Below are 26,088 nucleotides of genomic sequence, written 5' to 3'. Positions count from 1 at the left end.
GGAACACCAGCGATCACCGACTTGGTGCAGTCAACAGACCCGTCATCGCAGCGCTTCCTCGCGCACCCGGGCGCAGCTGCGGCTGATGAGCCGGGAGACGTGCATCTGGGAGATGCCCAGCCGGTCGGCGATCCTGCTCTGTGTCATGTCCTCGAAGAAGCGCATGTAGAGGATGGCACGCTCGCGTTCCGGCAGCCGGCGCAGGCTCTCCCTCGCGGACTCGCGGTCGACCACGACGTCGAAGGAGGAGTCGGCGGCGCCGAGGGTGTCGGCGAGGCTGTAGCCGTCGTCGCCGGTCGGGGGCTCGGCGTCCAGCGAGAGGGTGCTGAAGCTCTCCAGGGCCTCCAGACCGGCCGTCACCTCGTCCTCGGTGAGGCCGGTGCGGGCGGCGAGATCGGCGGCCGAGGGCTCGGCGGCGCCCGGCTGCTGGACGAGCTCCCGGCGGGCGATGCGCACCTTGTTGCGCAGTTCCTGCACACGCCGGGGCACGCGCAGCGCCCACATACGGTCCCGGAAGTGCCGCTTGACCTCCCCGGTGATGGTGGGCACCGCATAGCTCTCGAAGGCGCCGCGCTCGGGGTCGAAGCGGTCGACGGCCTTGACGAGTCCGAGGGCCGCCACCTGCCGCAGGTCCTCGACCGTCTCGCCGCGGTCGCGGAACCGGCCGGCGATCCGGTGCGCCATGGGTAACCAGGCGGTGACGATCTCCTCGCGCACGGCGTCCCGCTCCGGCCCCGCCTCCAGGGCCACCAGCCGGACGAACCGGCTCAGGGTGTCGGGGGCGTCGTCGTGGGCGCGTCGTGGCGGTGCGGTGGGTGAGGTGCGTGCGGTGGGTGAGGTGCGTGCCGGGCGGGTGCTGTTTGCGTTGGGACGGCTTGTCGACATGTCGATGGGCATGCGAAATCGCTCCCGAAGAGTGGTTTCAGGGACAGTCGGCGGGAGGGCTCCTGCGCCCCGGGGTTCGTGCGGCCCCCGGGGCGGACATACCGCTCCCCTCGGCGCGCCTCCGGTCCGAAGCTCGAACCTCCGTCTGCCCGACACCTGAAGGAGCAAACTCCGGCTGCGCGAAAGTCGCCGATGTGGGTACGTGAAGTACATGACCGATGTCGTGGACTCGGACGAACTGCTGCGGCGCATCCAGCGGGCCAGGGCCTTCGCCCGGGAGGAACTGCAGGTCTGGCGGGGGCGCAGCGCTGATCCGGGGCGGACCGACCCGGACGGGGCGCGCGACGCACAGGTGCGGGCGCTCGCCTACGAGGCCGTGCTGAGGGTGCTGGACGAGATCGTGGCGCCCGGCCGCAACAGGACGGAAGTGAAACCGGTCACTTGACCGGGTTTGGTATGCGTGAAATCTCCGTGAATGGTTTACGGTTCATTCATACGTGGTGGGCGGGGTCGAGGCTGCCCCTCCTCCGTTCACCACCCTTTACCGCCCTGGCTGGCTTCCCCCGTCCAGCCAGGGCTTTTCCATGCGCCCGTACGGAAAGTACGGTCCGTCGAGGTGCCCTGGGCGTCGGCAGCGGCTGAAATGGAAGGGGAAAGCCCCCTCCATCGATCGCCGGCGAGGAGCTCCGCGCCATGACCAAAGCGACCAAACTCCTGACCGCCCTTCCCCCGCCCCAGCGTCAGCGTCTGATGGGGCTCGCCCACGAGGTCTCCTTCCCCGAGGACGCCCGGATCTTCGAGGCGGGCGGCACGGCCGACCGCTTCTGGGTCATCCGATCCGGCGCGGTCTCGCTCGTCCAGGAGGTGACGTCCCTGCGGCGGGTGACCGTGGCCACCCTCGGCTCCGGCGACATGCTCGGCTGGTCTTGGCTGTTCCCGCCGTACCAGTGGGACTTCGGCGCCGAGGCCTTCAGCCCGGTGCGCGCCTACGAGTTCCGGGCGCAGCCGGTCCTCAAGCTGTGCGAGGAGGACCCGGCGCTCGGGATGTCCCTGGTACGGATCGTGGCCGAAATCCTCGCCCACCGACTGGAGATGACCCGGGGCCGACTGATGGAGCAGTACGGAACCCATGGGCGCGGGGTGCTGTAGACACACCGGCCGCCCCCTGTCCCACTCCCGGTACGCCCCGTGCCCGGTACGCCCCGTGCCCGGTACCCGGTGTCGGTCGCCCGGTGTCGCGTCCGTCTCAGATGCGGTACCGGCGCAGCGCGGGCACCGCGGCCGCCAGCCCCAGCATCAGGGCCACGACGAGCAGCCCACCGCCCGTGACGGCCGCGCGGGGTCCGAAGGCCGCGCCCGCCGTGCCGTGCAGGACGTCGGCCAGGCGCGGGCCGCCCGCGACGACGACCGTGAACACGCCCTGCATCCGGCCGCGCATCTCGTCGGTGGCCGCCGACAGCAGGATCGCCCCGCGGAAGACCATGGAGACCATGTCGGCGACCCCGGCGCAGGCCAGGAACACCACGGCGAGCCACAGACTGCCGCTCAGTCCGAAGCCCGCGATCGACACGCCCCAGGCGACGACCGCGCCGATGACCATCCAGCCGTGCCGGCGGGCGCGGGAGAACGTGCCGGAGAACAGTCCGCCCAGCACCGCGCCGATGGGGATCGCCGCGAACAGCAGACCGAGGGCGAGCCCTTCGCCGTAGGGGGCGTACGTCTCGGCGGCGAGCTGCGGGAACAGGGCGCGGGGCATGCCGAAGACCATCGCGATGACGTCGGCGAGGAAGGACAGCAGCAGGACCTTGTGCCGGGAGATGTAACGGAACCCCTCGGCGATCTCCCGCACCCCGGCGCGCCGGGCGGTCGTGGTCGCCGGCGGAGGCAGCGCGGGCAGCCGGGCCACGGCCCACAGCGTCACGCACAGCGCGACGGCGTCGAGGAGGTACAGCTCGGGCAGGCCGATGACCGGGATCAGGGCGCCCGCCAGCAGCGGGCCCGCGACCAGGCCGGTCTGCATGACCGTCGAGCCGAGGGCGTTGGCGGCGGCGAGTTCGTCCGCCGGGACCAGGCGGGCGATGGAGGCGGTGCGGGCGGGGGCGTTGAGGCCGAAGAACGCCTGCTGGGTGGCGAGCAGCACCATCAGCACCACCACCGAGTCGGCTCCGGAGACCGCCTGGAGCCAGAACAGCACCGAGGTGACCGCGATACCGCTGTTGGTGACCAGCAGCAGCTTGCGCCGGTCGACGGTGTCGGCGACCGCGCCGCCCCACAGCGCGAACAGCACCATGGGGAGCAGCCCGGCGAGGCTGGCGTAGCCGACCCAGGCGGAGGAGCCGGTGATGTCGTAGATCTGCTTGGGCACGGCGACGGCGGTGAGCTGGCTGCCCACGGCCGTGACGACGGTCGAGGACCACAGCCGCCGGTAGGCCGGCCGACGCAGGGGGCGGGTGTCCATCGCCCAGCGACGCCAGCCGCGCCGGGCCCCGCCTCGCGGACTCGGCTCGTCGTCGGCCTCGGCTTCGGCCTCCGACTCGGACTCGGGTGCGGTGCTGCTCTCGCTGGTGTCCACGCGCTTCCTGGTTGCTCGTTACATCTTTCGATTCCGGGGGACACTATCCCAGCACCGCCTGAGATTTCGCTTCCCTTTTGGACATGCAATCTCAGATTGCGGACATCAGGCTCCGGCGACGAGCAGCACGCCGAGGACGAGCATCGTGGCGGCGACGAGTCCGTCCAGGACGCGCCAGGCGGCAGGACGGGTCAGGAAGCGGCTGAGCAGCCGGGCCCCGAAGCCCAGGGCGGCGAACCAGCAGACGCTGGCGAACGCGGCGCCGAGGCCGAAGGTCCAGCGCAGCGGACCGCGGTCGGCGGCGATCGAACCGACCAGGAAGACGGTGTCGAGGTAGACGTGCGGATTGAGCCAGGTCAGCGCCAGACAGGTCAGCACGGCCCGGCGCAGCGAGCCCGCTCCCTCACCCTCCGCCGCCAGAGCGCCGCCGGGCCGGAAGACCCGCCGCGCCGCCAGGGCTCCGTAGCCGAGCAGGAACGCGCCGCCGATCCAGCCGACCGCGGTCAGCGCACCCGGCCAGGCGACCACCAGCGCTCCCACCCCGCCCACGCCGAGGGCGATGAGCAGCGCGTCGGACAGGGCGCAGATCCCGACGACGGCGAGGACGGCGTCCCGGCGGATCCCCTGCCGCAGGACGAAGGCGTTCTGGGCGCCGATGGCGACGATGAGCGAGAGACCGGTGCCGAATCCGGCGGCAGCGGCGGCGAGAGAGCTGGACATGACGTCCACGCTAGGGAAACGATCACAGGGAGTACAGCTAAAGATTTTTACGTATCATTAGCGCTCGTGATGATCGGATGATGGCCGACCTCCCTCTGGACCAGGTGCGGACCCTGCTCGCCGTGGTGGACGAGGGCACCTTCGACGCGGCCGCCGCCGCCCTGCACGTGACGCCGTCGGCGGTCAGCCAGCGCGTCAAGGCACTGGAGCAGCGCACGGGCCGGGTCCTGCTGCTGCGCACCAAGCCGGTCCGGCCCACGGAGTCCGGCGAGATCGTCGTGCGGTTCGCCCGCCAGCTCGCCCGGCTGGAGCGCGACACGCGGTCCGAGCTGGGCATGAGCGGCGAGGACGAGCCGACACGGGTGACGGTCGCGGTGAACGCGGACTCCCTCGCCACCTGGTTCCTGCCGGCCCTCACCCGGGTGCCGAAGGAGCCGCCGCTCTGTTTCGAGCTGCACCGCGAGGACGAGACCCACACGGCGGAGCTCCTGCGGGAGGGGAGGGTGATGGCCGCGGTGACCTCGTCGCCCGACCCGGTGACCGGCTGTACCGTGCGCCGACTGGGAACCATGCGTTACGAGGCCGCCGCGAGCCCGGACTTCGTGGCCCGCCATCTCACCGACGGTCCGCTCCACGAGACACTGCCCCGGGCGCCCGTGACGACCTTCGACCGCAGCGACGACCTCCAGGACGCGTTCGTACGCGGACTGCGGCGGGGCGCGAGCGGCGCGAGTCCGGCACGACACGCCGTGCCGACCTCGGAGGGCTTCGTCACCGCGGTCGCCGCCGGGTTCGGCTGGGGCATGGTGCCCGAGGCGCAGTCGGAGGCCCTGCTGCGCTCCGGCCGGCTGATCTCCCTCGCCCCGGACCGCCCCTTGGACGTCCCGCTGTACTGGCAGCAGTGGAAGCTCGACTCGCCCGCGCTGGCGGCCGTGGCGGACGCGGTGACGGCGGCCGCGGCCCGGGCTCTCAGGCCCTGACCCGGGCCAGCGTCGCCGCCGCGCTGTCCAGCAGCATCTCCAGCGCCGTCGGATAGGCGCTGGTCACCATGCGGGACGACAGCAGTGAGGCCGCCTCGGCGATGCGCGGGTGGGTCTCGGCCGGCAGCCGGGCGTATGTCGAGCGCCACATCGCGTCGTCGGCGCGCTGGGCGGCGCGGGGCAGCGCCAGGGCGGCCGCGTCCAGGGCGGCGAAGGCCAGGGTCTGGTCGATGAAGGCGTGGTAGATCCGCACGGTGTCCGGCAGCGGGAACCCGGCCGTGCGCAACACTTCCAGGACGGCCTCGTCGGCGGCGAGTTCGTTGGCCCGGCCGGTCACCCGGCTCGCGGTGAGCTGGGCGGCCTGCGGGTGGGCGACGTAGGCGGCGTGGATGCGCAGCCCGATGGCGTGCAGGTCCGCCCGCCACTCCCCCGTCGGCCGCCAGCCGCGCAGCGCCTCGCCGATGAGCGCGTCGCCGATGGCGAGGGTCAGCTCGTCCATCCCCCGGAAGTACCGGTAGAGGGTGCTGGGGTCGCAGTCGAGGGCGAGGCCGAGACGGCGGGCGCTGAGGCCGGTGCTGCCGTGTTCGCGCAGCAGGCGCAGCGCGGTCTCGACGATGGTCCGCTCGGACAGCACGGTGCCGCCCTTGGTGGGCCGGCGTCGACGCCGCTTCTCCTCGGGTACCACCGGTTTGGCCACGGCGCCCGCCTCCTGCCCTCTCGCTCTCGCTCACCCTCGCGTGTCTTCCCGCCCTCGCACGCTTATGCCAACACCATTGACCTTAAGCGAGCGCGGGGCGTTCCATCTCCCGTAGGGCCCCCTTTCGCACCTTGCTCCGCACCGTTTCGTTCGCAGTCTCAGCCGAGGGAGTTCTCGTCATGCGTGTCCTGCTCGTGGGCGCCGGCGGTGTCGGCACCGCCCTCACCCGGATCGCCGCCCGGCGTCCGTTCTTCGAGGCGATGGTGGTCGCCGACTACGACATCGCCCGGGCCGCGGCCGCCGTCGCCGCGCTCGACGGCGACGACCGGTTCCACACCGAGCGCGTGGACGCCGGCGACGAGGCGGCTGTGGCCGCTCTGCTCGCCCGGCACCGCTGTGACGTGCTGCTCAACGCCACCGACCCGCGGTTCGTGATGCCCCTGTTCCACGCGGCACGCGCCGCCGGGGCCACCTATGTCGACATGGCGATGTCGTTGTCCCGACCGCATCCGGAGCGGCCCTACGAGGAGTGCGGGGTCCGGCTGGGCGACGCGCAGTTCGCCGAGGCCGACGACTGGGCCGAGGCGGGCGCTCTGGCCCTGGTGGGCATGGGGGTCGAGCCGGGACTGTCGGACGTCTTCGCCCGGTACGCGGCCGACGAACTCTTCGACGAGATCGAGGAGATCGGCATCCGTGACGGCGCGAACCTCACCGTCGAGGGCCATGACTTCGCGCCCTCCTTCAGCATCTGGACCACGATCGAGGAGTGCCTGAACCCTCCGGTGGTCTACGAGGCCGACCGCGGCTGGTTCACCACCGCGCCCTTCAGCGAGCCCGAGGTGTTCGACTTCCCCGAGGGCATCGGTCCGGTGGAGTGCGTGAACGTCGAGCACGAGGAGGTGCTGCTCGTGCCGCGCTGGGTGCAGGCGCGCCGGGTCACCTTCAAGTACGGCCTGGGCCGGGAGTTCGTCGAGACGCTGAAGACGCTGCACCGGCTGGAACTGGACCGCACCGCGCCGGTGACCGTGCCGAGCGCGCACGGACCGGTGCCGGTCTCGCCCCGGGACGTGGTGGCCGCCTGTCTGCCCGACCCGGCGACCCTGGGCACGCTCATGCACGGCAAGACGTGCGCGGGCACCTGGGTGCGCGGCGTCAAGGACGGTGCGCCGCGCGAGGTGTACCTGTACCACGTGGTCGACAACCAGTGGTCGATGGCCGAGTACGGCAGCCAGGCCGTGGTGTGGCAGACGGCCGTCAACCCGGTGGTCGCCCTCGAACTGCTCGCCACGGGCGCGTGGTCCGGGGCCGGCGTCCTCGGGCCCGAGGCCTTCCCGGCCCGTCCGTTCCTCGACCTGCTGACGGCGTACGGCTCCCCGTGGGGCCTGCGGGAGCAGTGAGCGCCGATCGGCGCCTCGGGCCCGGCGCTGCTCCGGACGGAACGGGCGAAGGCGGTCTGCCGACGCCGCCCTGTGCGGGAACAGTGCCTGGACCGGGCCATGGAGACCGATCAGAGCCTCGGGATCTGGGGCGGCTCGAGCGAGACGGAACGTCGGGCCCTCAGGCGTCGTGTCCGGGCCCGACGCGGTTCGTCAGCAGGGCTCGCGCCGGTCCCCGGGGCCGATGGGGGCCCTCCTCAGCCGTCCTCGGGCACCGCCGCGGCGGGCAGTCTCAGGGTGAAGACGCTGCCGGTCCCAGGGGTGCTGGCCGCTGCCACCGTGCCGCCGTGGGCGGCCGTCAGCTGGCGGACGATCGGCAGACCGAGGCCGCTGCCGCCGGTGCGTCGGCTGCGTGACTTCTCCGCTCGCCAGAACCGCTCGAAGACGTGCGGCAGATCCTCCGGCTCGATGCCCGAGCCGGTGTCGGCGACCTCCAGGACGACCTCCGCGCCGTCGCCCCGGGCGGTCAGCGTGACCGTGCCGTACGCCGGGGTGTGGCGTACGGCGTTGGTGACCAGGTTGCCCAACACCTGACGCAGCCGAAGCGGGTCGGCGTCCAGCCAGAGGGCGCCGTCGGTCTCGGTGCGCAGGGCGACTCCGGCCGTGTCGGCGGCGACCCGGTGGGCGGCGGCGACCTGGGCGAGCAGGTCGTCGGCGGCCACCGGTTCGCGGTGCAGCAGCAGGGTGCCGGCGTCGGCGGCGGCGAGATCGCGCAGGTCGTCGATGACGCGCTGGAGGACCAGGGCCTCGTCGTGCAGGGCGCCGAGCAGTTCCGCGTCGGGTTCGACGAGGCCGTCGCGGGTGACCTCCAGCCAGCCGCGGATATTGGTGAGCGGACTGCGCAGTTCATGGGCCACGTCGCTGACCAGGGCCTTGCGTTGGGCCTCCAGTCGCTCCCGGCGCTCGGCGAGGTCGTTGAACGCCTCCGCGAGGATCCCGGTCTCGTCGTGGGTCGTGACGGGTACGCGCGCGTGCAGGTCCGGCGGCTGCTGTGCGGCTTCGGTGAGGGCGCGCAGAGGCCGGACCAGACGGGTGGCGACGACGGCGCTCACGGCGACGGTGACGGCCAGCACCAGGCCTGCCGCGCCGACGACCTTCGCCTTGTTGGCCGAAGACAGGTTCCAGCGGGGCCCTCCGCCGCTGTCCCCGCCCCCGAGGAACAGCTCGGCCACCGGGGCCACATACGGGTCGAGCTGCACGCGGCGGGCGTCCTCCAGGCAGGTCTGGGTCGCGCGCAGGGCGGTCTTGCCGCCGACCGCCTCGACGAACAGGGGCGCCGGGGGCGCGTCCCGGCCGGACAGGCCGACGAGGCCGACGAGGCCGGCGGGGCCGAGGCCGGTTTCGAGGAGCTGCGGGGTGTCGAGATCCACACCGGCCCGGGCCAGACAGCCGCCGGCCTGCTTCTGCAGCGCGGTCAGCGCCTTCTCCTCCGTGGGCGTCGGGGTGCCGAGCTGCCCGTCGGCGCACGGCTCGGACCTGTCGTCGGCGGACACTCGGGCGTCCGTGTCCGTGAGGACGGCACGGCCGCTCGGGGTCCACGTGAGGGTCATGTCGACGCCGTACCGGGTGAAGCAGGCCTGCCGTGCGCGGGCGACCTCGTCCAGCTTCGTGCGTTCCTTCGCCGTGAGCCGGTAGGGGCCCACCGCCCGCGGGTCGGTGCCGCTGAGCTGGGCGCCGGGCTCGCTGTAGGTGTCGGTGTGCAGCGGGTCGACGGTGGCCGCGGCGTGCGGCGGCAGGGATGTGCCGCGCGGTGCGGAGTCGGCGAGGAGTGTGCGGTCGGGGGCGGTCAGGGCGATGCGTCTGTCGGTCCTCGCGGACAGGTCGGCAATGACGGCCTGGACGCCCGTCCACTCCGGGTGGGTGGCCGCGTAGCCGCTGAGCTGCGCGAGGATGGCGTCGTCGTCGGCGAGGGCCTGCCCCTGTTCCTCCCGCAGGGCGCGGGTGGTGGTGGCGACCGCCAGCCATGCGGTGGCGGCCACCGAGCACAGGGCGATCAGCACGGACGCGCTCAGCAGCCGGACGAGCAGACGCTTGCGCAGCGGTATGCGGGCACGGTTCACGCGCGGCCGCCGCTGAGCTTGTAGCCGACGCCGAACACGGTCAGCAGCCGCACGGGTCTGCGCGGGTCGGGCTCGATCTTGCGGCGCAGGTTCATGATGTGCACGTCCACGGCCCGTTCGGTGGAGGCGCGGTCGAAGCCCCGGGTGCACTGCAGCAACTGCCGCCGGGTGAAGACCCGTTCGGGTTCGGCGGCCATCGCCAGCAGGATCTGGAACTCGGCCGGGGTGCAGTCCACCGGTTCGCCGTCGCACCGCACCTCGTGCCGTTCCGGATCGACGGCGAGGCCCGCCGCGCGGACGACGGGATCGTCGCGCCGGTCGGCGCCGGCCCCTCCGCTGCGGCGCAGGACGGTGCGGATACGGGCCATCAGCTCGCGCGGGCTGTACGGCTTGGTCATGTAGTCGTCGGCGCCCAGTTCCAGGCCGCGCAGCACGTCGTCCTCGGCGGCGCGGGCGGTCAGCATCAGCACGGGGATGTCGTCGCCCCGGCGCAGCACCCGGCACACGCCGAACCCGTCGATGACCGGCAGCATCAGGTCGAGGACCACGAGGTCCGGGCGGTCCCGCCGGACCGCGTCCAGCGCGGCCGAGCCGTCGTGCACGACGGTGGCCGTGTGGCCCTCGGCGAGCAGCGAGCGGCGGATGAGTTCGGCCTGCATGGCGTCGTCCTCCGCGACCAGTACATGAGCGCACACGCGACAACTCCGTCTTCTCAGCGGGCCAGACAGGCATGGTCGCCCATGGCGACCGCCGGGTGCCGCGCGGGGTCGAGGACGAGCAGTTCCTTCGGCGCGGCACGGGGTCGGTGCGTGATCACGGGTCGACCATGACCGACGGGTGTTTGGAACTTGTCAGGTTCCGGGGCCTGTTCGGATTCTATGAACCGCTGGGCCCGCCGGGCTTGCCCCGGCCGTACAGCCAGGTCTGGAACAGGGCGCCCAGGTCCTGCCCGGACTCCCGTTCCGCGAGGCGCTCGAACTGGGCGGTGGTGCCGTTGCCGTAGCGGTGCGCGGCCGCCCAGGCGCGCAGGACGCGGAAGAAGGCGCGGTCGCCGACGGTGGTGCGCAGGACGTGCAGGGTCATGGCGCCGCGGGCGTAGACGGGGGTGCCGAAGATGTTCGCGCCGCTGCCGGGATCGCCGGGCGGGAACTCCCAGAGGCCGTCGTCCGCGGGGGTGGCGTACAGGCTGTCGAAGGTCTGCTGGGCGCTGTCGCCACCGTGCTGTTCGGCGTAGAGCCACTCGGCGTAGGTGGCGAAGCCCTCGTTGAGCCAGATGTCCTTCCAGGAGGTGAGGGAGACGGAGTCGCCGAACCACTGGTGGGCGCTCTCGTGGACCAGGGTGCTCAGGTCGGGGGCGCGGTCGTAGACGGGCCGCGTCTGGGTCTCCAGGGCGTAGCCGACGTTCGGGGCCCGGTCGACGATGGAGCCGGCGGCCCGGAACGGGTACGGCCCGAACAGTCTGCTCTCCCACTCCAGCACGGACGGCAGTTGCTTGAGGACGGGCGCCGCGGCGGTGGCCTCGCGCGGGTCGACGGCGTCGTAGACCTTGAGGCCGTCGCGGGTCGTGTACTGCTTGACCTGGAACTTCCCCACGGTCGCGGTGGCGAGGTAGGCGGCCATGGGCTCCGACTGCCGCCAGCGGAAGGTGGTTCTGCCCTTCGCGGTGCGCTGTCCGAGCAGGACGCCGTTGGCGACGGCGGTGCGGTCCGCGGGGACGGTGATCGTGAAGTCGTAGGAGGACTTGTCGAGGGGGTGGTTGTCGGCGGGGAACCAGGTCATCGCGCCCTGCGGTTCACCGGCGACGAAGGCCCCGTCGTCGGTGGGGATCCAGCCGTCGAGGGAGCCGTCGGGGTCGGTGACCGGGGCGGGGGTGCCGTTGTAGGCGACGGTGACGCGGAACTCCTCGCCCTTGCGCAGGGCGCGCTCGGGCGTGACGACGAGTTCCTGGCCGTCGCGCCGGTAGTCGGCCTTGGCGTGGCCGACGGTCAGCGCGGTGATCTTCAGGCCGTGGAAGTCGAGGTCGAAGCGGGTGAGCCGCTGGGTGGCACGGGCCGTGAGGACCGCCTCGCCGTCGAGGTGACGGGTCGCCGGGTCGTAACGGAGGGTCAGGTCGTAGTGGGCCACGTGGTAGCCGCCGTTGCCGGCCAGCGGGAAGTAGGGGTCGCCGACGCCGGAGGCGCCCGTCGGGCCGGCGGCGGTGGCGGGCCCGGCCGCCGTGAGCAGCGCGGCCACGGCGACGGGGACGGTGGCGGCGACGGCTCGGCGGCCGAGGAGGGTGGTGGCGCGTCTGCGGGGGTGGGTCACGTGCGCTCCTGTGGGGGGGGGTGGCGTGTGATCAAACATCCTCAGACTAGGGATCGCGGGGACTGGACGCCCCGGATTTCCCCCTCGTTCAGGTCAAGCCGAGCGGTGTCGAGGGGCGGGGCGTGCCTACGCTCGACACGACCCGCCAACCAGAGGACGGCCCATGAGTGTCCGCGTGCGTCGCGTCTACGATCCGCCCGAGCCCGAGGACGGTGTGCGGGTCCTCGTCGACCGGCTGTGGCCGCGCGGCCTGTCGAAGGCGGCGGCCCGCGTCGACGAATGGCCCAAGGGCCTCACCCCGTCCACCGAGCTGCGCCGCTGGTACCACGCGGGCGAGGGGGCGTACGAGGAGTTCGCGCGCCGCTACGAGGCGGAGCTGACCGCCCCGGAGGCGGCCGAACTCCTCGACCATGTGCGTGAGTTGACGTGCAAGGGGCCGGTGACGCTGCTGACCTCGGCGAAGTCGCCGGAGCAGAGCCACGCGGCGGTGCTGGTCCGCCTGCTGGAGGCGGACCAGCGCTGAGGATCGCTTTGTCCGCTTCGATCCGTCCGCTGTCGATCCATCTGCTGTCGGTCCGTCCGCCGTCAGCCCGTCTGCTGGGCCGCCGCCCGGCCGGCGGCCCGCCCGGAGAAGAGGCAGCCGCCGAGGAAGGTGCCTTCCAGCGCGTTGTAGCCGTGGACGCCGCCGCCGCCGAAGCCGGCGACCTCGCCCGCCGCGTACAGCCCCTCCACCGGCTGCCCGTCGGCGCCGAGCGCGCGCGAGTCGAGGTCGGTCTGGATGCCGCCGAGGGTCTTGCGGGTGAGGATGTGCAGCTTGACCGCGATCAGCGGGCCGGCCTCGGGATCGAGGACGCGGTGCGGGTTGGCCACGCGGCCGAGCCGGTCGCCGATATAGCGGCGGGCGTTGCGGATGCCCTGGACCTGGGAGTCCTTGCTGTACGCGTTGGCGAGCTGGAGGTCGCGGGCCTCGATCTGCCGGCGCAGTCCGTCGACGTCGAGCAGCGCCTTGTCGGTCAGCCCGTTCATCTTCTCGACGAGCTTCTCGAGCGTGTCGGCGACGACGAAGTCCGCGCCGTGGTCGAGGAACGCCTGCACCGGGGCCGGGGCGCCCTTGCCGAGCAGCCGCTCGCGCAGGACGGCCTTGCGGTCCTTGGCGGTGATCTCGGGGTTCTGCTCGGAGCCCGACAGCAGGAACTCCTTCTCGACGATCTTCCGCGTGAGGATGAACCAGGAGTGGTCGTGCCCGGCGATGTCCTCGGTGGTCCGCAGGTACTTGAGCGTGCCGAGGGTGTCGTAGGCGGGCAGGCACGGGTCGGGCAGCCGGCGACCGAGGGCGTCGAACCACAGCGAGGACGGACCGGCGAGGATGCGGATGCCGTGGCCGGGCCAGATCGGGTCCCAGTTCTGGAGGCCCTCCGTGTAGTGCCACATGCGGTCGCGGTTGACCAGCCGGACGCCGGCCTCGGCGCTGATGTCGAGCATGCGGCCGTCGACGTAGGCGGGCACGCCGGTGACCATCTCGGCGGGCGGGGTGCCCAGCCGCTCGGGCCAGTAGCGGCGCACGATCTCGTGGTCGGCGCCGATGCCGCCGCTGGTGACGACCACGGCCTGGGCGGTGAGTTCGAAGTCGCCGATCCGGTCGCGGTTGGAGGCGACGCCGCGCGCGGAGTCGTCGGGGGCGAGGACCGTGCCGCGCACGCCGCGGGCGGCGCCGTCCTCGACGACCAGCTCGTCCACCTGATGACGGTGGTAGAAGGTCAGCAGCCCGTCCTTCGCGGCCTGCTTGGCGTAGCGGACGAACGGCTCGACGACACCCGTGCCGGTGCCCCAGGCCACGTGGAAGCGTGGCACGGAGTTGCCGTGTCCGTCGGCGCGCAGATCGCCGCGCTCGGCCCAGCCGACGGTCGGGACGAAGGAGATCCCGTGCCCGGCGAGCCAGGTCCGCTTCTCCCCCGCCGCCCACTCGACGTAGGCGCGGGCCCAGCGCACCGCCCAGGAGTCCTCGTCCTCGGTCCGGTCGAACTGCGCGCTGCCCTGCCAGTCGTTCCAGGCGAGGTCGAAGGAGTCCTTGATGCCGAGGCGGCGCTGCTCCGGGGAGTCGACGAGGAAGAGCCCGCCGAAGGACCAGAACGCCTGGCCGCCGAGGTTGGCGGCGTTCTCCTGGTCGACCAGGGCGACCCGCCGGCCCCTGCTGGTGAGTTCGTGCGCCGCGACCAGGCCGGCGAGGCCCGCTCCGACGACGATGACGTCCGCGTCCATGGCGACCGTTGCCTTTCTCATTCGGGGTGGGCACTGCCGTCGGTCAGCAGCGCGGTGAGCAGTTGCTTGAGCCAGGCGCGGGCGTTGTCCACGTCCTTGTCCAGCAGGAGTTGGGCGGTGACGCCGTCGTACGCGGCGACCACCGCGTGGGCGGCGGAGTCGGTGTCGCCGAGGACGGCGGGCAGGGCGGTGTGGCCGCGGGTCCGGGCCAGCCGGTCGGCGATCGCACCGCGCAGTCTGGCCCGGTGCTCCAGCAGGGTCTGGGCGACGACCGGGTCACGGGCGGCGTGCACCAGGAAGTCGGTCTTCACCTGGAGCCAGTCGAGGTCGAGGAGCAGCACCTCGGTGACCCGGTCCACGGAAGCCGGTACGTCCAGGTCGGGCCCGTCCCCGGCAAGGGCCTCGGCCACCTGCCGGGCGATGAGGTCGGCGCGTTCCCGGTAGAGCGCGAAGAACAGTTCGTCCAGGGTGGCGAAGTTGGAGTAGAAGGCTCCCCGGCTGTAGCCGGCGGCGTCGCAGACCTCCTCGATGGAGACCCGGCCGAAGCCCTTGGCGGCGAACACCGCGAAGGCGGCGTCGAGCAGCCTGGCCCGCGTGCGGCCCCGGCGCCGGGTGACCCGCGCCTCTGCCATGACGCACCTCCGTTCGATGCGTGAATGTATCGGATACACCGGTGTATCGAAAGAGCAGGGCAGCCCACGCCCGCCGCACACGATCGCCGAACATATTTTCGATTAAGGCGTACGCTGTCGGCATGACCGCGCACCACCTCCAGGGCTCCCTCTTCGACCAGACGACAAAGCCACGCCTCGGCCCCCTGACCGGCATCGGCCGCACCCGTCTCGACGCGGGGGCCTGGATCGACGTACTGCCCGGCTGGCTCACCGGATCGGACGCGCTGTTCGAACACCTGGCGAGCGAGGTCCCGTGGCGCGCCGAGCGCCGCACGATGTACGACCACGTCGTCGCCGTACCGCGCCTGCTGGCGTTCTACGACGCGCACGACGAACTCCCCCACCCGGTGCTGGAGGAGGCGCGGCGGGCCCTGTCCGCGCACTACACGCAGGAGTTGGGCGAGCCTTTTGTGACCGCCGGGCTGTGCCGGTACCGCGACGGCCGGGACAGCGTCGCCTGGCACGGCGACCGGATCGGCCGCGGCGCCCGGGAGGACACGATGGTCGCGATCCTCTCCGTGGGCTCCCCGCGCGACCTGCTGCTGCGCCCGGCCGGAGGAGGAGGAGGAGGCGGCGGCGGCGGCGGCGGCGGCGGCGGCGGCGGGACCGTACGGCGCCCGCTGGGGCACGGCGACCTGATCGTGATGGGCGGCTCCTGCCAGCGGACCTGGGAGCACTGCGTCCCCAAGTCGTCCCGCGCCGCCGGACCGCGGATCAGCGTCCAGTTCCGCCCTCGCGGAGTGCGGTGAAGCGGAGTCCCCGATACCTGTGCCAATACCCCTGAGGGGTATGTAAGTCGATGCCATGACGAACCCACCGGAACCTGTGTCCGCGGCCGCGCCCCGGCCCGGAGTCCTACGCCTGTGGCCCGCCTTCGCCGCGGGCGGAGCGGCCGCGCTGATCGCCTTCGGCATGGAGGACGGCGTCGACCTGACGCCCGCGCTCGCGGCCTCCGCCTTCGTCTGCTTCGGCGCCGCCGCACTGCGCAGGGCGTCCAGTCCTGGCCGCTGTTCGTCGCGGCCTGCGTCGTCATCTTCGCGACGGAGCTGCTGGGCGGCGGCGACGTCGACCCGACCTGGGTCCTGCTCACGCTCGCCGCCCCGCTGCCGGCGTACTCCCTGCGGCCCGGCGCCCTGCACGCACCCGGCGGCCTGCCCCTCCGGATCGCCGCGATGGTCGTCTTCGGCGGCGCGGCCGCCCTCGCGCTGGGCCTCGGCGGCGACGCGGCCGCGTACCTGGTGGCCGGCGGACTTCTCGGCCACGCGCTCTGGGACGCCCGGCACCACCGGATCGACCGGGTGGTGGTCCGCCCGTACGCCGAGTTCTGCCTCGTGCTCGACGTCGTCGTCGCCGCGCTCGTCGTGATCGTGACGCTCAACGGCTGAACCCCGCCCTCCGGTTCGGCCCGATGATCTGCTTTGCTGTCCCCATGCAGGCAGACGTACGGCAAGTGGCGGACGGCACCTACCTGGTGCACGGCAGCAACACCAACTGGGTGATCCTCACCGAAGGGGACGCCGTCACGCTGATCGACACCGGCTACCCGGGAGACCGTGAGCTGGTCCTGAGCTCCCTCGCCGCCGTGGGCAGTTCGCCGGAGGCGGTCACGGCCGTGCTGATCACCCACGCGCACAACGACCACCTGGGCTCCGCCGAGTACCTGCGCTCGACGTACGGCACCCCGGTCTATCTGCACGAGGCCGAAGTGCCGCACGCCCGCCGGGAGTTCCTCCAGCAGGTGTCCGTCGGCGCGGTCCTGAAGAACCTCTGGCGGCCCGGTGTCCTGCCGTGGCTGGTGCACGTGCTGCGCTCCGGCGGCACCGAGCAGCACCCGGTCACCGCGCCGGAGGCGTTCCCGGCCGCCGTCGGCCCGCTCGACCTGCCCGGCCGGCCCGTGCCGGTGCACACCCCCGGCCACACCGACGGCCACGCGGTCTTCCACCTCCCGGAGGCCGGGATCGTCGTCTCCGGGGACGCCCTGGTGAGCGGCCACGCCACCTCGCGCGTGCGGGGGCCGCAGCTGCTGCCGGACATGTTCCACCACGAGCGCGCCCGCGCGGTGGCGTCGCTGGACGTGATCGAGGGGCTCGCGGCCGACCTGCTGCTGCCCGGGCACGGCCCGCTCCACCAGGGCTCCGTGAAGGAGGCGGCGCGGCAGGCCCGCGAACGCGCCGTCTAAGGTCTAGCCATGGCTTTGCAGATCAGCGCCACCAACCCGGAGCACCCGGCACTCCTGCTGGAGCTGCCCTGGCACCTCCCCTTGGAGGAGTGGCCCGAGGAGGTCCTCGTCCCGTTGCCGCGAGGCATCTCCCGCCACGTGGTGCGCTACGCGCAGGCCGGCGACGAGGTGATCGCCGTCAAGGAGCTCGCCGAACGGCCCGCGCTGCGCGAGTACGAGCTGCTGCGGGACCTGGACCGGCTCGGCATCCCCGCCGTCGACCCGCTGGCCGTGCTCACCGGCCGCGCCGACGACGCCGGCGAACCGCTGGAGTCGGTGCTGGTCACCCGGCACCTGGGCGGTTCGATGCCGTACCGGTCGATGTTCGAGACGACGATGCGGCCGGCGACCATGCACCGGCTGATGGACGCCCTCGCCGTGCTGCTGGTGCGGCTGCACCTGGCCGGGTTCGCGTGGGGCGACTGCTCGCTGTCCAACACGCTGTTCCGGCGGGACGCGGGCGCTTACGCCGCCTACCTCGTGGACGCCGAGACCGGCGATCTGCACCCCCGGCTGAGCCCCGGCCAGCGCGAGTACGACCTCGACCTCGCCCGCGTCAACATCAGCGGCGAGCTGCTCGACCTGGAGGCCTCCGGGGCGCTGCACCCGTCGGTGGACGCGATCGAGTTCGGCACGGAGATCTGCGCCCGCTACGGGGCGCTGTGGGACGAGCTGACGCACACCTCGGTCTATCCGGCGGGCAAGTACCACTACATCGAGCGCCGGATCCGGCGGCTCAACGAGCTCGGTTTCGACGTCGCCGAGATGCAGATCCAGCACTCCTCCAACGGCGACTCGGTCACCTTCGTGCCGAAGGTCGTCGACGCCGGTCACCACCAGCGTCAGCTGCTGCGCCTGACCGGCCTGGACACCGAGGAGAACCAGGCCCGGCGGCTGCTGAACGACCTGGAGAGCTGGATGGCCACCCAGGACGACTACGCCCCGGGCGACCCCCTCGCCGCCCGCCCGGAGGTGCTGGCGCACCGCTGGGTGCGGGACGTCTTCCGGCCCACCGTGCGCGCGGTGCCGCTCGAGCTGCGCGGCTCCATGGACGCCGCGGAGATCTACCACGAGCTCCTGGAGCACCGCTGGTACCTGTCGGAGCGCGCGCAGCACGACATCGGGCTCGACACGGCGGTCGAGGCGTACATCAAGAACATCCTGCCCAAGGCGCGGGAGACCCTGGAGCCGACCGTTCCCGGGTGAGATCGGTCGGCAGGGCCGTGCTGTGCCTCGCGGTGTGCGTCAGTCGTGGGGCACGACGGCGACGGGGCAGTCCGCGTGGTGCAGGACGCCGTGCGCGACGGACCCGATCCGGGCGCCCACGGCGGTGCGGCGGGCGCGCCGGCCGACCACCATCAGCTGCGCCCGCCCGGCGACCGACAGCAGCACCTGTCCCGCGCTGCCCATCTCCACGTGCTCCACCACCGGCACGTCCGGGAACCGCTCCCGCCACGGCTCGAGCGCCTCGGCCAGCGCCTTCGTCTCGTACGGCTCCAGGCCGCCGGCCTCGTCGAGGAGCTTCATCGAGCCGGGGCTGTAGGCGAACACCGGCGGCAGCGTCCAGGCCCGCACGGCGCGCACGCTCGCGCCGCGAGCGGCCGCCGTCTCGAAGGCGAGGCGCAGGGCGGGGGCGCTGTCGTCCGCCTCGCCCTGCTGGCCGACGACGATCTCGTGCCCGGCCGCCTCGATGGCCGGCTGGTCACCGGCCCGGACCAGCACGACCGGGCGGGCCGCCTCGGCGATCACCTGCTGACCGACCGAGCCCAGCAGGAACCCGACGACCGCCGCGTGCCCGCGTGAGCCCAGCACCAGCAGTTCCGCGTCCGCCGCGGCGGCGACCAGCGTCTCGACCGGGCCGCCCTCCCGGATCTCGGTCGTGACGGTCAGTCCCGGGTGCCGCTCGGCGACCGTCGCGACCGACCGCTCGGCCGCCTCGCGCACCCAGCGCTCCTGCGCGTCCCGGTCCGCCACCTCGGCCGCCGCGTTCGGCTGGAACCGCCAGGCGTGCACCACCCGCAGTTCCAGGTCGCGCCGGACGGCCTCGCGGGCCGCCCAGGAGAGTGCCGCGAGGCTCTCGTCCGTCCCGTCGACCCCTGCCGTGATCGGGCCCGTCATCCCGCCGCCTCCTCGTGTCGAACTCACAACCGTCGGGCCCAGTCTTCACTACGCTGCCGGTATGGCCTTGGAGTGGGAGCAGGTGGTCGTCGACTCGGCCGATCCGGTGGCGCTGGGCCGCTGGTGGGCCGCGGCTCTCGGGTGGGTCGTGATCAACGCCGCCGCCGACGAGTACGAGATCAGGCCGGCGTGGGACCGGCTCCCCGGTCTGCTCTTCGTGCCGGTCCCGGAGGGCAAGTCGGTCAAGAACCGGCTCCACCTGGACTTCCGCCCGGACGACCGGGATGCCGAGGTGGCCCGGCTGCTGTCCCTGGGCGCGCGCCACGCGGACGTCGGCCAGGGCGAGCAGTCGTGGGTGACGCTGGCCGATCCGGAGGGGAACGAGTTCTGCGTGCTGCGGGCGCGGGAGCGATCCTGACCGGACGCGACCTGGACCGGCCGCGCCCGGCGCTGCTCCGGGAGTGCACGATCTTCGGCTGTCTGCGGCGGACCCGGGCGAACGGCGGCGATCGAACATACGATGGGCGAAGTCGGCGCGGGGGTTCGCCGCGCGCCGTGAGTCGAGTACCGACCGCTCTCGGGGTGGGAGACGTATGGCACAGGCCGCCGATACCGCGCGGACCGTCATCCTGACCGTGGACGACGACCCGGGGGTGTCCCGAGCCGTCGCCCGTGATCTGCGGCGCCGTTACGGCGCCTCGTACCGAATCGTGCGCGCCGAGTCCGGGGAGTCCGCGCTGGAGGCGCTGCGCGAGCTGAAGCTGCGCGGCGACCTGGTGGCCGTCATCCTGGCCGACTACCGGATGCCGCAGATGAACGGCATCGAGTTCCTCGAACAGGCCCTGGACGTGTATCCGGGCGCCCGGCGCGTCCTGCTGACCGCGTACGCGGACACGAGCGCGGCGATCGACGCGATCAACGTCGTCGACCTCGACCACTATCTGCTCAAGCCGTGGGACCCGCCGGAGGAGAAGCTCTACCCGGTCCTGGACGACCTGCTGGAGGCCTGGCGGTGCAGCGACCACCGGCCGGTGCCCGCCACGAAGGTGGTCGGACACCGCTGGTCGGCGCGCTCCTCGGACGTGCGGGAGTTCCTGGCCCGCAACCAGGTGCCCTACCGCTGGTACTCCGCCGACGAGCCCGAGGGGCAGCGGCTGCTGGCCGCCGCCGGGGTCGACGGACAGCGGCTGCCGCTGGTGGTCACCGCGGAGGGCACTCCCCTGGTCGAGCCGGACGCGCCCGAACTGGCCGCGCACGTGGGGCTGGCCACGACGCCCACGGCCGAGTTCTACGACCTCGTGGTGATCGGCGGCGGTCCGGCCGGGCTCGGCGCGGCCGTGTACGGGGCCTCCGAAGGACTGCGGACCGTGCTCGTGGAGCGGTCGGCGACCGGCGGACAGGCCGGGCAGAGTTCCCGGATCGAGAACTACCTGGGCTTCCCCGACGGCGTGTCCGGGGGCCAGCTCACCGAGCGGGCGCGGCGGCAGGCCGCCAAGTTCGGCGCGGAGATCCTCACCGCGCGCGAGGTGACCGGTCTCGAGGTCAACGGGTCCGCGCGGGTCGTCCGCTTCTCGGACGGCTCGGCGGTCGCCGCGCACAGCGTGATCCTCGCGACCGGCGTGTCCTACCGGCAGTTGGCGGCCCCCGGCTGCGACGACCTCACCGGCTGCGGCGTGTTCTACGGCTCGGCGCTCACCGAGGCGGCCGCCTGCCAGGGACACGACGTGTACATCGTCGGCGGCGCCAACTCGGCCGGACAGGCGGCGATGTACCTGGCCAGAGGCGCCAAGTCGGTCACGCTGCTGGTGCGCGGCGAGTCCCTCGCGGCGTCGATGTCGCACTACCTGATCCAGCAGATCGAAGAGGCGCCCAACATCTCGGTGCGCCCCGGCACGGTCGTCGAGGCCGCGCACGGGGAGGGGCGCCTCGAGCAGCTGACGCTGCGGGACCTGGCGAGCGGGGAGACCGAACTCGTCGACGCGCAGTGGCTGTTCGTGTTCATCGGGGCGGCCCCGCTGACCGACTGGCTGGACGAGACGGTGCTGCGCGACGAGCGCGGGTTCATCCTCGCCGGTCCCGACCTCACGGCGGACGGGCGGCCGCCGGCGAGCTGGGAGCTGGACCGGCCGCCGTACCACCTGGAGACCAACATTCCCGGCGTGTTCGTGGCCGGAGACGCGCGCGCGGAGTCCGCCAAGCGCGTCGCGTCCGCCGTCGGAGAGGGAGCCATGGCCGTGATGCTCGTCCACCGGTATCTGGAGCAGTCATGAGCGGGCAGCCGATGCCGTGCAGCCCGGGCGAGATCAGCTCGCTCTTCCTGTTCGAGAAGCTCTCCCCCGAGCAGCTGGGACGGCTGTGCGGCGAGGGGCGGGTGGAGCGGTTCGAACCCGGTCCCGTGTACGCCGAGGGCGATCCGGCGACCTGCTTCTACGTGATGATCGAGGGCACGGTCGTGCTCTACCGCCGGGTCGGCGGGGACGACGTCGAGGTCAGCCGGACCTCCCAGCGAGGGGTCTACGCCGGGGCCATGCAGGCGTACCTGGGCGACCAGGTGCCGCAGGTCTACAACAACTCGATGCGGGTGACCGAGCAGACCCGGTTCTTCGTGCTGCCCGCGCAGTCGTTCTCGGACATCATGCGGGAGTGGTTCCCGATGGCGTCCCACCTGCTGGAGGGGCTGTTCTTCGGCTCGAAGAACACCCAGCGGGCCGTCGGCCAGCGGGAACGGCTGCTGGCCCTGGGCTCGTTGTCGGCGGGTCTCACGCACGAGCTGAACAACCCGGCCGCGGCGGCGGTGCGGGCCACGGCCACCCTGCGGGAGCGGGTGGCGAAGATGCGGCACAAGCTCGCCGTCATCGCGTCGGGCGCCTACGATCCGGAGGCGCTGACCCGGCTGATCGAGATCCAGGAGCGCACGGCCGAACTGGTCGCCAAGGCACCGGCGTTGAGCCCGTTGGAGGCCTCCGACCGGGAGGACGCGCTGACCGACTGGCTGGACGACCACGACATCGTCGAGGGATGGCGGATCGCGCCGACCTTCGTGCAGGCCGGACTCGACGTGGACTGGCTGGAGCAGGTCGCGGCCGCCGTGCCCGAGGACATCCTCCCCGGCGCGGTCGGCTGGCTCAACTACACCGTCGAGACAGAGCTGTTGATGGACGAGATCGACGACTCCACCAACCGCATCTCCCATCTCGTCGACGCCGCCAAGCAGTACTCGCAGCTCGACCGCGCCCCCTACCGGGTCGTCGACGTGCACGAACTCCTCGACAGCACCCTGCTGATGCTGTCCGGCAAGATCGGTCAGCGCATCGAGGTCGTCAAGGACTACGACCGGACGCTCCCGCAGATCCCGGCCTACCCGGCCGAGCTCAACCAGGTGTGGACGAACCTCGTCGACAACGCCGTCTTCGCCGTCGACAGCACCGGCGGGGAAGGCACGTTGACCGTGCGGACGACGCGCGAGGGCGACCGGCTGCTGGTGGAGTTCCGGGACACCGGGCCCGGCATCCCGCCGGACATCCGCAGCCGTATCTTCGACCCGTTCTTCACCACCAAGCCGGTGGGCGAGGGCACCGGACTCGGCCTGGACATCTCCTGGCGGATCGTCGTGAACAAGCACCACGGCAGCCTGCACGTGGAGTCCGCGCCGGGCGACACCCGCTTCCAGGTGCTGCTGCCGCTGACCGCCCCCGCCCCCGCCCCCGAGAGCGACCAGGACGCCGAGCCCGCCGAGGAGCCCGTATGACCGACACCGACGCCATCCGCCCGGACGTCCCGCCCAGCGGCGCGGGCTGCGCCGACTGCGACGCCGCGGGCGGCTGGTGGTTCCATCTGCGGCGCTGCGCGACCTGCGGGCACATCGGCTGCTGCGACTCCTCGCCCGCGCAGCACGCCACCGCGCACTACAAGGCGACCGGGCATCCGCTGGTGCGCAGCTTCGAGCCGGACGAGGAGTGGTTCTGGGACTACTCCGGCGACGAGCTGTACGAGTCCGGACCGGAACTGGCCCCTCCGGTCAGCCATCCCGAGGACCAGCCGGTGCCGGGACCGGCCGGGCGGGTGCCGGAGGACTGGGCCCGGTCGCTGCACCGCTGAGACCGTGGGGCCGACGCAGCCCCCGCAGGGCTCCGTTCCTGGTCGTGGGCCGTGTTGTCGGTGGCACGTGCCAGGATGGAGCCGTGTCGCAGACCGTGTTCGCCACCCCGTTCATCGGCCGGGAAGAAGAGCTCGCCCGGCTCTCCCTCGTGCTGGAGCGCGCCCGGGGCGGTGAGGGACGCGCGGTGCTGGTCGCCGGGGACGCGGGAGTGGGCAAGACGCGGATGCTGGGCGAGATCGCGGCACGGGCCGCGCACTCGGGCATGACCGTGGTCACCGGCCACTGCGTGGACCTCGGTGACGTGGGCCTGCCGTATCTGCCGTTCACGGAGATCCTCGGCGTGCTCGCCGCCGACGACCGGTTCGCCGCCGCACTCGCCGCGCACCCGGTGGTCGACCGGCTGCTGGGCGCGGGCACGGACGCGTCGCGAGGGGACGTGGGCGGGCGGCTGAGGCTGTTCGAGGGGCTGGCGGCGCTGCTCGCCGACCTGTCGGAGGTGACGCCGCTGCTGCTCGTCCTGGAGGACCTGCACTGGGCCGACCAGTCCTCCCGGGACCTGTTGCGCTTCCTGCTCAGTCGGGGCTTCCTCCAGCGGGCGGCGGGCAACGGCTCCGGTCACCGGCTGGCGGTGCTGGCCTCCTACCGCGCGGACGACCTGCACCGCCGGCACCCGCTGCGCCCCCTGCTGGCCGAGCTGGTGCGGCTGTCGGCCGTGGACCGGCTGGAGTTGCGCCCGCTGGCGGACGCCGAGGTGGCCCGCCTGGTGCGCGCCCTGGAGGACCGTCCGCTGCCGGAGGCCACCGTGCGCCGGATCGTGGAACGCGCGGAGGGCAACGCCTTCTACGCGGAGGAACTGCTCGCGGCCACCGACACGGAGGCCGGCGGAATGCCCAGCGGACTGGCCGACCTCCTGCTCATCCGCGTCGAGCAACTCCCCGACCCGGCCCAGCAGGTCCTGCGCACCGCCGCCGTCGCCGGCCGGCGCGTGGAGCACGACCTGCTGCGGGAGGCGGTGGGGCTTCCCGAGGACGAGCTGGAGTCGGCCCTGCGGGAGGCCGTGGGCCGACAGCTGCTGGTCGCGGGCGACGACGGCGCCTACGCCTTCCGGCACGCCCTCGCGCGCGAGGCGGTCTACGCCGATCTGCTCCCCGGCGAGCGGTCGCGGCTGCACGGCGCGTTCGCCCGTCTGCTGGCCGACCGGGGCCACCGCGCCGAGACCGCGGCGGAGCGCGCCCATCACTACCGCGAGAGCCATGACCTGGGCGAGGCCCTCGCCGCCTCGCTGGAGGCCGCCGACCACGCCCAGCGCGTGGGGGCGCCCGCCGAGGAACTGCACCATCTGGAAGCCGTCCTCGACCTCTGGGAGTCGGTGCCCGCCTCCGCCCTGCCGTCGGGCGAGGGGAGCGACCGGGTCGCGCTGATGCTGCGCGCCTCGGCGGCGGCAGCGCACGCCGGGGAGGCGCACCGCGCGGTCTCGTTGACCCGGGCCGCCCTCGCCGGCGTCGGCCAGGACGCCGACTCCGAACTGGCCGCGCGCGTGCGGTACACGCTGGCGGGCACCCTCATGAACGTCGACAGCCTGACGGCCGCCTTCGCCTACAGCAGCGAGGCGCTGGCGATGATCCCGGCCGAACCGCCGTCACCGACCTGGGTGTGGGCCGCCGCCACCCACGTCCTGGCGGCCCGTCACATCGGCGACAACGACACCGCCCTGCGCGTCGCCCGGCAGGCTCTGGGCATCGCCGAGCAGCTCGATCTGACGGACGCGCGCGCCGACCTGCTGGTCTCGCTGGCCAACCTGGAGGGCGAGGGCCGCCGCTCCCCCGAGGGCCGCGCGCGCCTTCAGGAGGCCCGGGACCTGGCCCGTCGCGCGGGCAACGCCCCGGTGGAGATGCGGGCCCTGTTCACCCTGGCCATCGGCGCCTACGAGGCCGGGGAGCTGGCGGAGTGTCTGCCCTGGCTCGCCGAGGGCCTGGAGCGCGCCCGCCGCGCGGGGCTGCTGTCCTCGCCGTATCCGCTGGAGATGCGCTATCTCCAGCTGCTGGTGCTCTACACGCTGGGCCGCTGGGACGAGTGTCTGCGGACGGCGGCGACCGATCTGGCGGTGCTGCCGTCGTCGGGCGGGTTCGCGGTGGGTCCCGCCCTGTACGTGGCTCTCGCGCGCGGCGAGAAGGGCGTCGTCGAGCGGGTCCGGGCCCTGTCGGAGGGGCGCTTCGACTGGATGGCGGCGCTCGTCGCGGGCATCGTCCTGACCGACGCGGCCGCGCTGAGCGGCGACGCCGAGGCGGCGGTGGCCCAGTTGCGGTCCTCGATCGAGTCCCTCATAGACGACGCGGGATCGCGTCCGGACGTCACGGTCCGGCTCACCGCGCTCACCCTCGCCGCGGTGGCCGACGCGGCCGCCGGGGCCCAGCTCACCGGTGACGAGCCGGCGGCCCGCCGCTGGTCGGCCGTCGCGACCGAACTCCTGGAACCGGCCCGGGCGGTGGCCCGGCGCGGCCAGACCGGCGTGCCGCAGGGCCCCGAGGGGCGCGCCTGGCTGGCCCGCGCCGAGGCCGAGTGGGCGTGGGCCACCACGGGACCGGACCCGGCGGCCTGGGAGGCAACGGTGGCGGCGTTCGACTTCGGCGACGTGTACGAGCTCGCCCGGTGCCGACTGCGGTACGCGCAGGCCCTGCTGGCGGCCGACCGGCGCGGGGAGGCGGCCGCCGAGGCCCGCGCCGCCCGGGAGACGGCGGTACGGCTGGGCGCCGCGCCGCTGCTGGAGCGGGCGGACGCCTTGATCCGGCGCGGGCGGCTCGCACCGCAGCCGTCGTCCACCGCCGGGGACCGCTCGGTCACGCTGACGGCCCGGGAACAGGACGTCCTGCGGCTCCTCGCGCTCGGCCGCAGCAACCGGCAGATCGGCGAGGAGCTGTTCATCAGCGGCAAGACGGCGAGCGTCCACGTCTCCAACATCCTCGCCAAGCTCGGCGCGGCGAGCCGCACGGAGGCCGTGGCGATCGCCCACCGGGAGCGACTCCTCGCACCGGAGCCCGGCGCGTCGGACTGATCCGATCACGTCCG

The 26,088-nt window shown here is 73.0% G+C and carries 24 protein-coding genes and 1 pseudogene; 15 read left to right on the top strand and 10 right to left on the bottom strand.

Translation table 11 applies throughout. The features are described 5' to 3' along the window. Positions 1-42 precede the first annotated feature (42 nt). Positions 43-897, bottom strand: coding sequence for a SigB/SigF/SigG family RNA polymerase sigma factor (locus tag AB0J04_RS21660; protein WP_363170161.1), 855 nt, complete (start codon positions 895-897; stop codon positions 43-45). Positions 898-1,096: 199 nt separating this feature from the next. Between AB0J04_RS21660 and AB0J04_RS21655 the strand changes: the two genes are divergently transcribed. Together AB0J04_RS21655 and AB0J04_RS21650 are read left to right on the top strand one after the other, a co-directional pair. Further along, a complete protein-coding gene (locus AB0J04_RS21655) occupies positions 1,097-1,330 on the top strand; it encodes a hypothetical protein (RefSeq protein WP_363170160.1) in 234 nt (77 codons plus the stop codon). 248 nt (positions 1,331-1,578) lie between these two features. Further along, positions 1,579-2,034: a cyclic nucleotide-binding domain-containing protein gene (locus AB0J04_RS21650; protein WP_363170159.1), complete on the top strand. Its 456-nt coding sequence runs from the start codon at positions 1,579-1,581 to the stop codon at positions 2,032-2,034. Between the two features lie 97 nt (positions 2,035-2,131). Here AB0J04_RS21650 and AB0J04_RS21645 read toward each other — a convergent pair whose 3' ends face one another. Beyond that, the gene (locus AB0J04_RS21645; protein WP_363170158.1) at positions 2,132-3,457 is read right to left on the bottom strand and encodes an MFS transporter; all 1,326 of its coding nucleotides are present in this window, start codon (positions 3,455-3,457) and stop codon (positions 2,132-2,134) included. Positions 3,458-3,562: 105 nt separating this feature from the next. After that, entirely contained in the window at positions 3,563-4,177 is a 615-nt protein-coding gene (locus tag AB0J04_RS21640; RefSeq protein WP_363170157.1) for a LysE/ArgO family amino acid transporter, read from the bottom strand. Positions 4,178-4,254: 77 nt separating this feature from the next. Here AB0J04_RS21640 and AB0J04_RS21635 point away from each other — a divergent pair, with 77 nt between their 5' ends. After that, positions 4,255-5,157, top strand: coding sequence for a LysR family transcriptional regulator ArgP (locus AB0J04_RS21635; protein ID WP_363170156.1), 903 nt, complete (start codon positions 4,255-4,257; stop codon positions 5,155-5,157). Here AB0J04_RS21635 and AB0J04_RS21630 read toward each other — a convergent pair. Continuing rightward, complete coding sequence (locus AB0J04_RS21630; protein ID WP_363170155.1) at positions 5,147-5,854, bottom strand: TetR/AcrR family transcriptional regulator; 708 nt, start codon at positions 5,852-5,854, stop codon at positions 5,147-5,149. The two genes, AB0J04_RS21635 and AB0J04_RS21630, sit on opposite strands and share 11 nt — an antisense overlap. A gap of 179 nt (positions 5,855-6,033) precedes the next feature. Here AB0J04_RS21630 and AB0J04_RS21625 point away from each other — a divergent pair, with 179 nt between their 5' ends. Together AB0J04_RS21625 and AB0J04_RS21620 are read left to right on the top strand one after the other, a co-directional pair. Next, positions 6,034-7,251: a saccharopine dehydrogenase C-terminal domain-containing protein gene (locus AB0J04_RS21625; RefSeq protein ID WP_363170154.1), complete on the top strand. Its 1,218-nt coding sequence runs from the start codon at positions 6,034-6,036 to the stop codon at positions 7,249-7,251. A gap of 6 nt (positions 7,252-7,257) precedes the next feature. Beyond that, positions 7,258-7,443, top strand: a pseudogene (locus AB0J04_RS21620) (WhiB family transcriptional regulator); the annotation flags it as partial. A gap of 44 nt (positions 7,444-7,487) precedes the next feature. On the opposite strand, the gene AB0J04_RS21615 reads toward AB0J04_RS21620, so the two are convergent. The 3 genes from AB0J04_RS21615 to AB0J04_RS21605 form a co-directional block, all read right to left on the bottom strand. Continuing rightward, on the bottom strand, positions 7,488-9,350 hold the full coding sequence (locus AB0J04_RS21615; RefSeq protein WP_363170153.1) for a HAMP domain-containing sensor histidine kinase: 1,863 nt from the start codon (positions 9,348-9,350) through the stop codon (positions 7,488-7,490). Next, positions 9,347-10,045: a response regulator transcription factor gene (locus AB0J04_RS21610; RefSeq protein ID WP_363170152.1), complete on the bottom strand. Its 699-nt coding sequence runs from the start codon at positions 10,043-10,045 to the stop codon at positions 9,347-9,349. Before AB0J04_RS21610 ends, AB0J04_RS21615 begins: the two co-directional genes overlap by 4 nt. Before the next feature lie 181 nt (positions 10,046-10,226). Continuing rightward, a complete protein-coding gene (locus AB0J04_RS21605; protein WP_363170151.1) occupies positions 10,227-11,654 on the bottom strand; it encodes a M1 family metallopeptidase in 1,428 nt (475 codons plus the stop codon). A gap of 163 nt (positions 11,655-11,817) precedes the next feature. On the opposite strand from AB0J04_RS21605, the gene AB0J04_RS21600 reads away from it, so the two are divergent. After that, positions 11,818-12,177: a DUF488 family protein gene (locus tag AB0J04_RS21600; RefSeq protein ID WP_363170150.1), complete on the top strand. Its 360-nt coding sequence runs from the start codon at positions 11,818-11,820 to the stop codon at positions 12,175-12,177. Positions 12,178-12,239: 62 nt separating this feature from the next. On the opposite strand, the gene AB0J04_RS21595 is transcribed toward AB0J04_RS21600, so the two are convergent. After that, entirely contained in the window at positions 12,240-13,913 is a 1,674-nt protein-coding gene (locus AB0J04_RS21595; protein WP_363170180.1) for an FAD-binding dehydrogenase, read from the bottom strand. A 17-nt stretch (positions 13,914-13,930) separates the two neighbouring features. Continuing rightward, on the bottom strand, positions 13,931-14,545 hold the full coding sequence (locus AB0J04_RS21590) for a helix-turn-helix domain-containing protein (RefSeq protein ID WP_363170149.1): 615 nt from the start codon (positions 14,543-14,545) through the stop codon (positions 13,931-13,933). Between the two features lie 122 nt (positions 14,546-14,667). On the opposite strand from AB0J04_RS21590, the gene AB0J04_RS21585 reads away from it, so the two are divergent. The 4 genes from AB0J04_RS21585 to AB0J04_RS21570 all read left to right on the top strand — a co-directional run bounded on the left by AB0J04_RS21585 (position 14,668) and on the right by AB0J04_RS21570 (position 18,011). Beyond that, positions 14,668-15,336, top strand: a complete 669-nt coding sequence (locus AB0J04_RS21585; protein ID WP_363170148.1) for an alpha-ketoglutarate-dependent dioxygenase AlkB — start codon at positions 14,668-14,670, stop codon at positions 15,334-15,336. A 114-nt stretch (positions 15,337-15,450) separates the two neighbouring features. Further along, on the top strand, positions 15,451-15,972 hold the full coding sequence (locus tag AB0J04_RS21580; protein ID WP_363170147.1) for a hypothetical protein: 522 nt from the start codon (positions 15,451-15,453) through the stop codon (positions 15,970-15,972). 44 nt (positions 15,973-16,016) lie between these two features. Continuing rightward, a complete protein-coding gene (locus AB0J04_RS21575) occupies positions 16,017-16,766 on the top strand; it encodes an MBL fold metallo-hydrolase (protein WP_363170146.1) in 750 nt (249 codons plus the stop codon). Positions 16,767-16,775: 9 nt separating this feature from the next. Next, a complete protein-coding gene (locus AB0J04_RS21570) occupies positions 16,776-18,011 on the top strand; it encodes a DUF4032 domain-containing protein (RefSeq protein WP_363170145.1) in 1,236 nt (411 codons plus the stop codon). Positions 18,012-18,050: 39 nt separating this feature from the next. On the opposite strand, the gene AB0J04_RS21565 is transcribed toward AB0J04_RS21570, so the two are convergent. Next, positions 18,051-18,923 carry a universal stress protein gene (locus tag AB0J04_RS21565; RefSeq protein WP_363170143.1) on the bottom strand — a complete coding sequence of 291 codons (873 nt, stop codon included), beginning with the start codon at positions 18,921-18,923 and terminating at the stop codon, positions 18,051-18,053. Positions 18,924-18,984: 61 nt separating this feature from the next. Between AB0J04_RS21565 and AB0J04_RS21560 the strand changes: the two genes are divergently transcribed. From AB0J04_RS21560 to AB0J04_RS21540, 5 genes are all read left to right on the top strand, one after another. Next, entirely contained in the window at positions 18,985-19,341 is a 357-nt protein-coding gene (locus AB0J04_RS21560; protein ID WP_363170142.1) for a VOC family protein, read from the top strand. A 175-nt stretch (positions 19,342-19,516) separates the two neighbouring features. Then, complete coding sequence (locus AB0J04_RS21555; protein ID WP_363170141.1) at positions 19,517-21,193, top strand: FAD-dependent oxidoreductase; 1,677 nt, start codon at positions 19,517-19,519, stop codon at positions 21,191-21,193. Beyond that, positions 21,190-22,671 (top strand): ATP-binding protein, encoded by a 1,482-nt coding sequence (locus AB0J04_RS21550; RefSeq protein ID WP_363170140.1) that lies wholly within the window; start codon positions 21,190-21,192, stop codon positions 22,669-22,671. Before AB0J04_RS21555 ends, AB0J04_RS21550 begins: the two co-directional genes overlap by 4 nt. Next, positions 22,668-23,021 carry a UBP-type zinc finger domain-containing protein gene (locus AB0J04_RS21545; RefSeq protein ID WP_363170139.1) on the top strand — a complete coding sequence of 118 codons (354 nt, stop codon included), beginning with the start codon at positions 22,668-22,670 and terminating at the stop codon, positions 23,019-23,021. The genes AB0J04_RS21550 and AB0J04_RS21545 overlap by 4 nt, the downstream gene beginning before the upstream one ends. An 83-nt stretch (positions 23,022-23,104) precedes the next feature. Further along, a complete protein-coding gene (locus AB0J04_RS21540) occupies positions 23,105-26,074 on the top strand; it encodes an AAA family ATPase (protein WP_363170138.1) in 2,970 nt (989 codons plus the stop codon). The last annotated feature ends 14 nt before the right edge of the window (positions 26,075-26,088 follow it).

It is taken from the genome of Streptomyces sp. NPDC050263, assembly GCF_040655955.1.
Lineage (GTDB): Bacteria > Actinomycetota > Actinomycetes > Streptomycetales > Streptomycetaceae > Streptomyces.
This window is presented reverse-complemented; position numbering and strand designations above follow the sequence as displayed.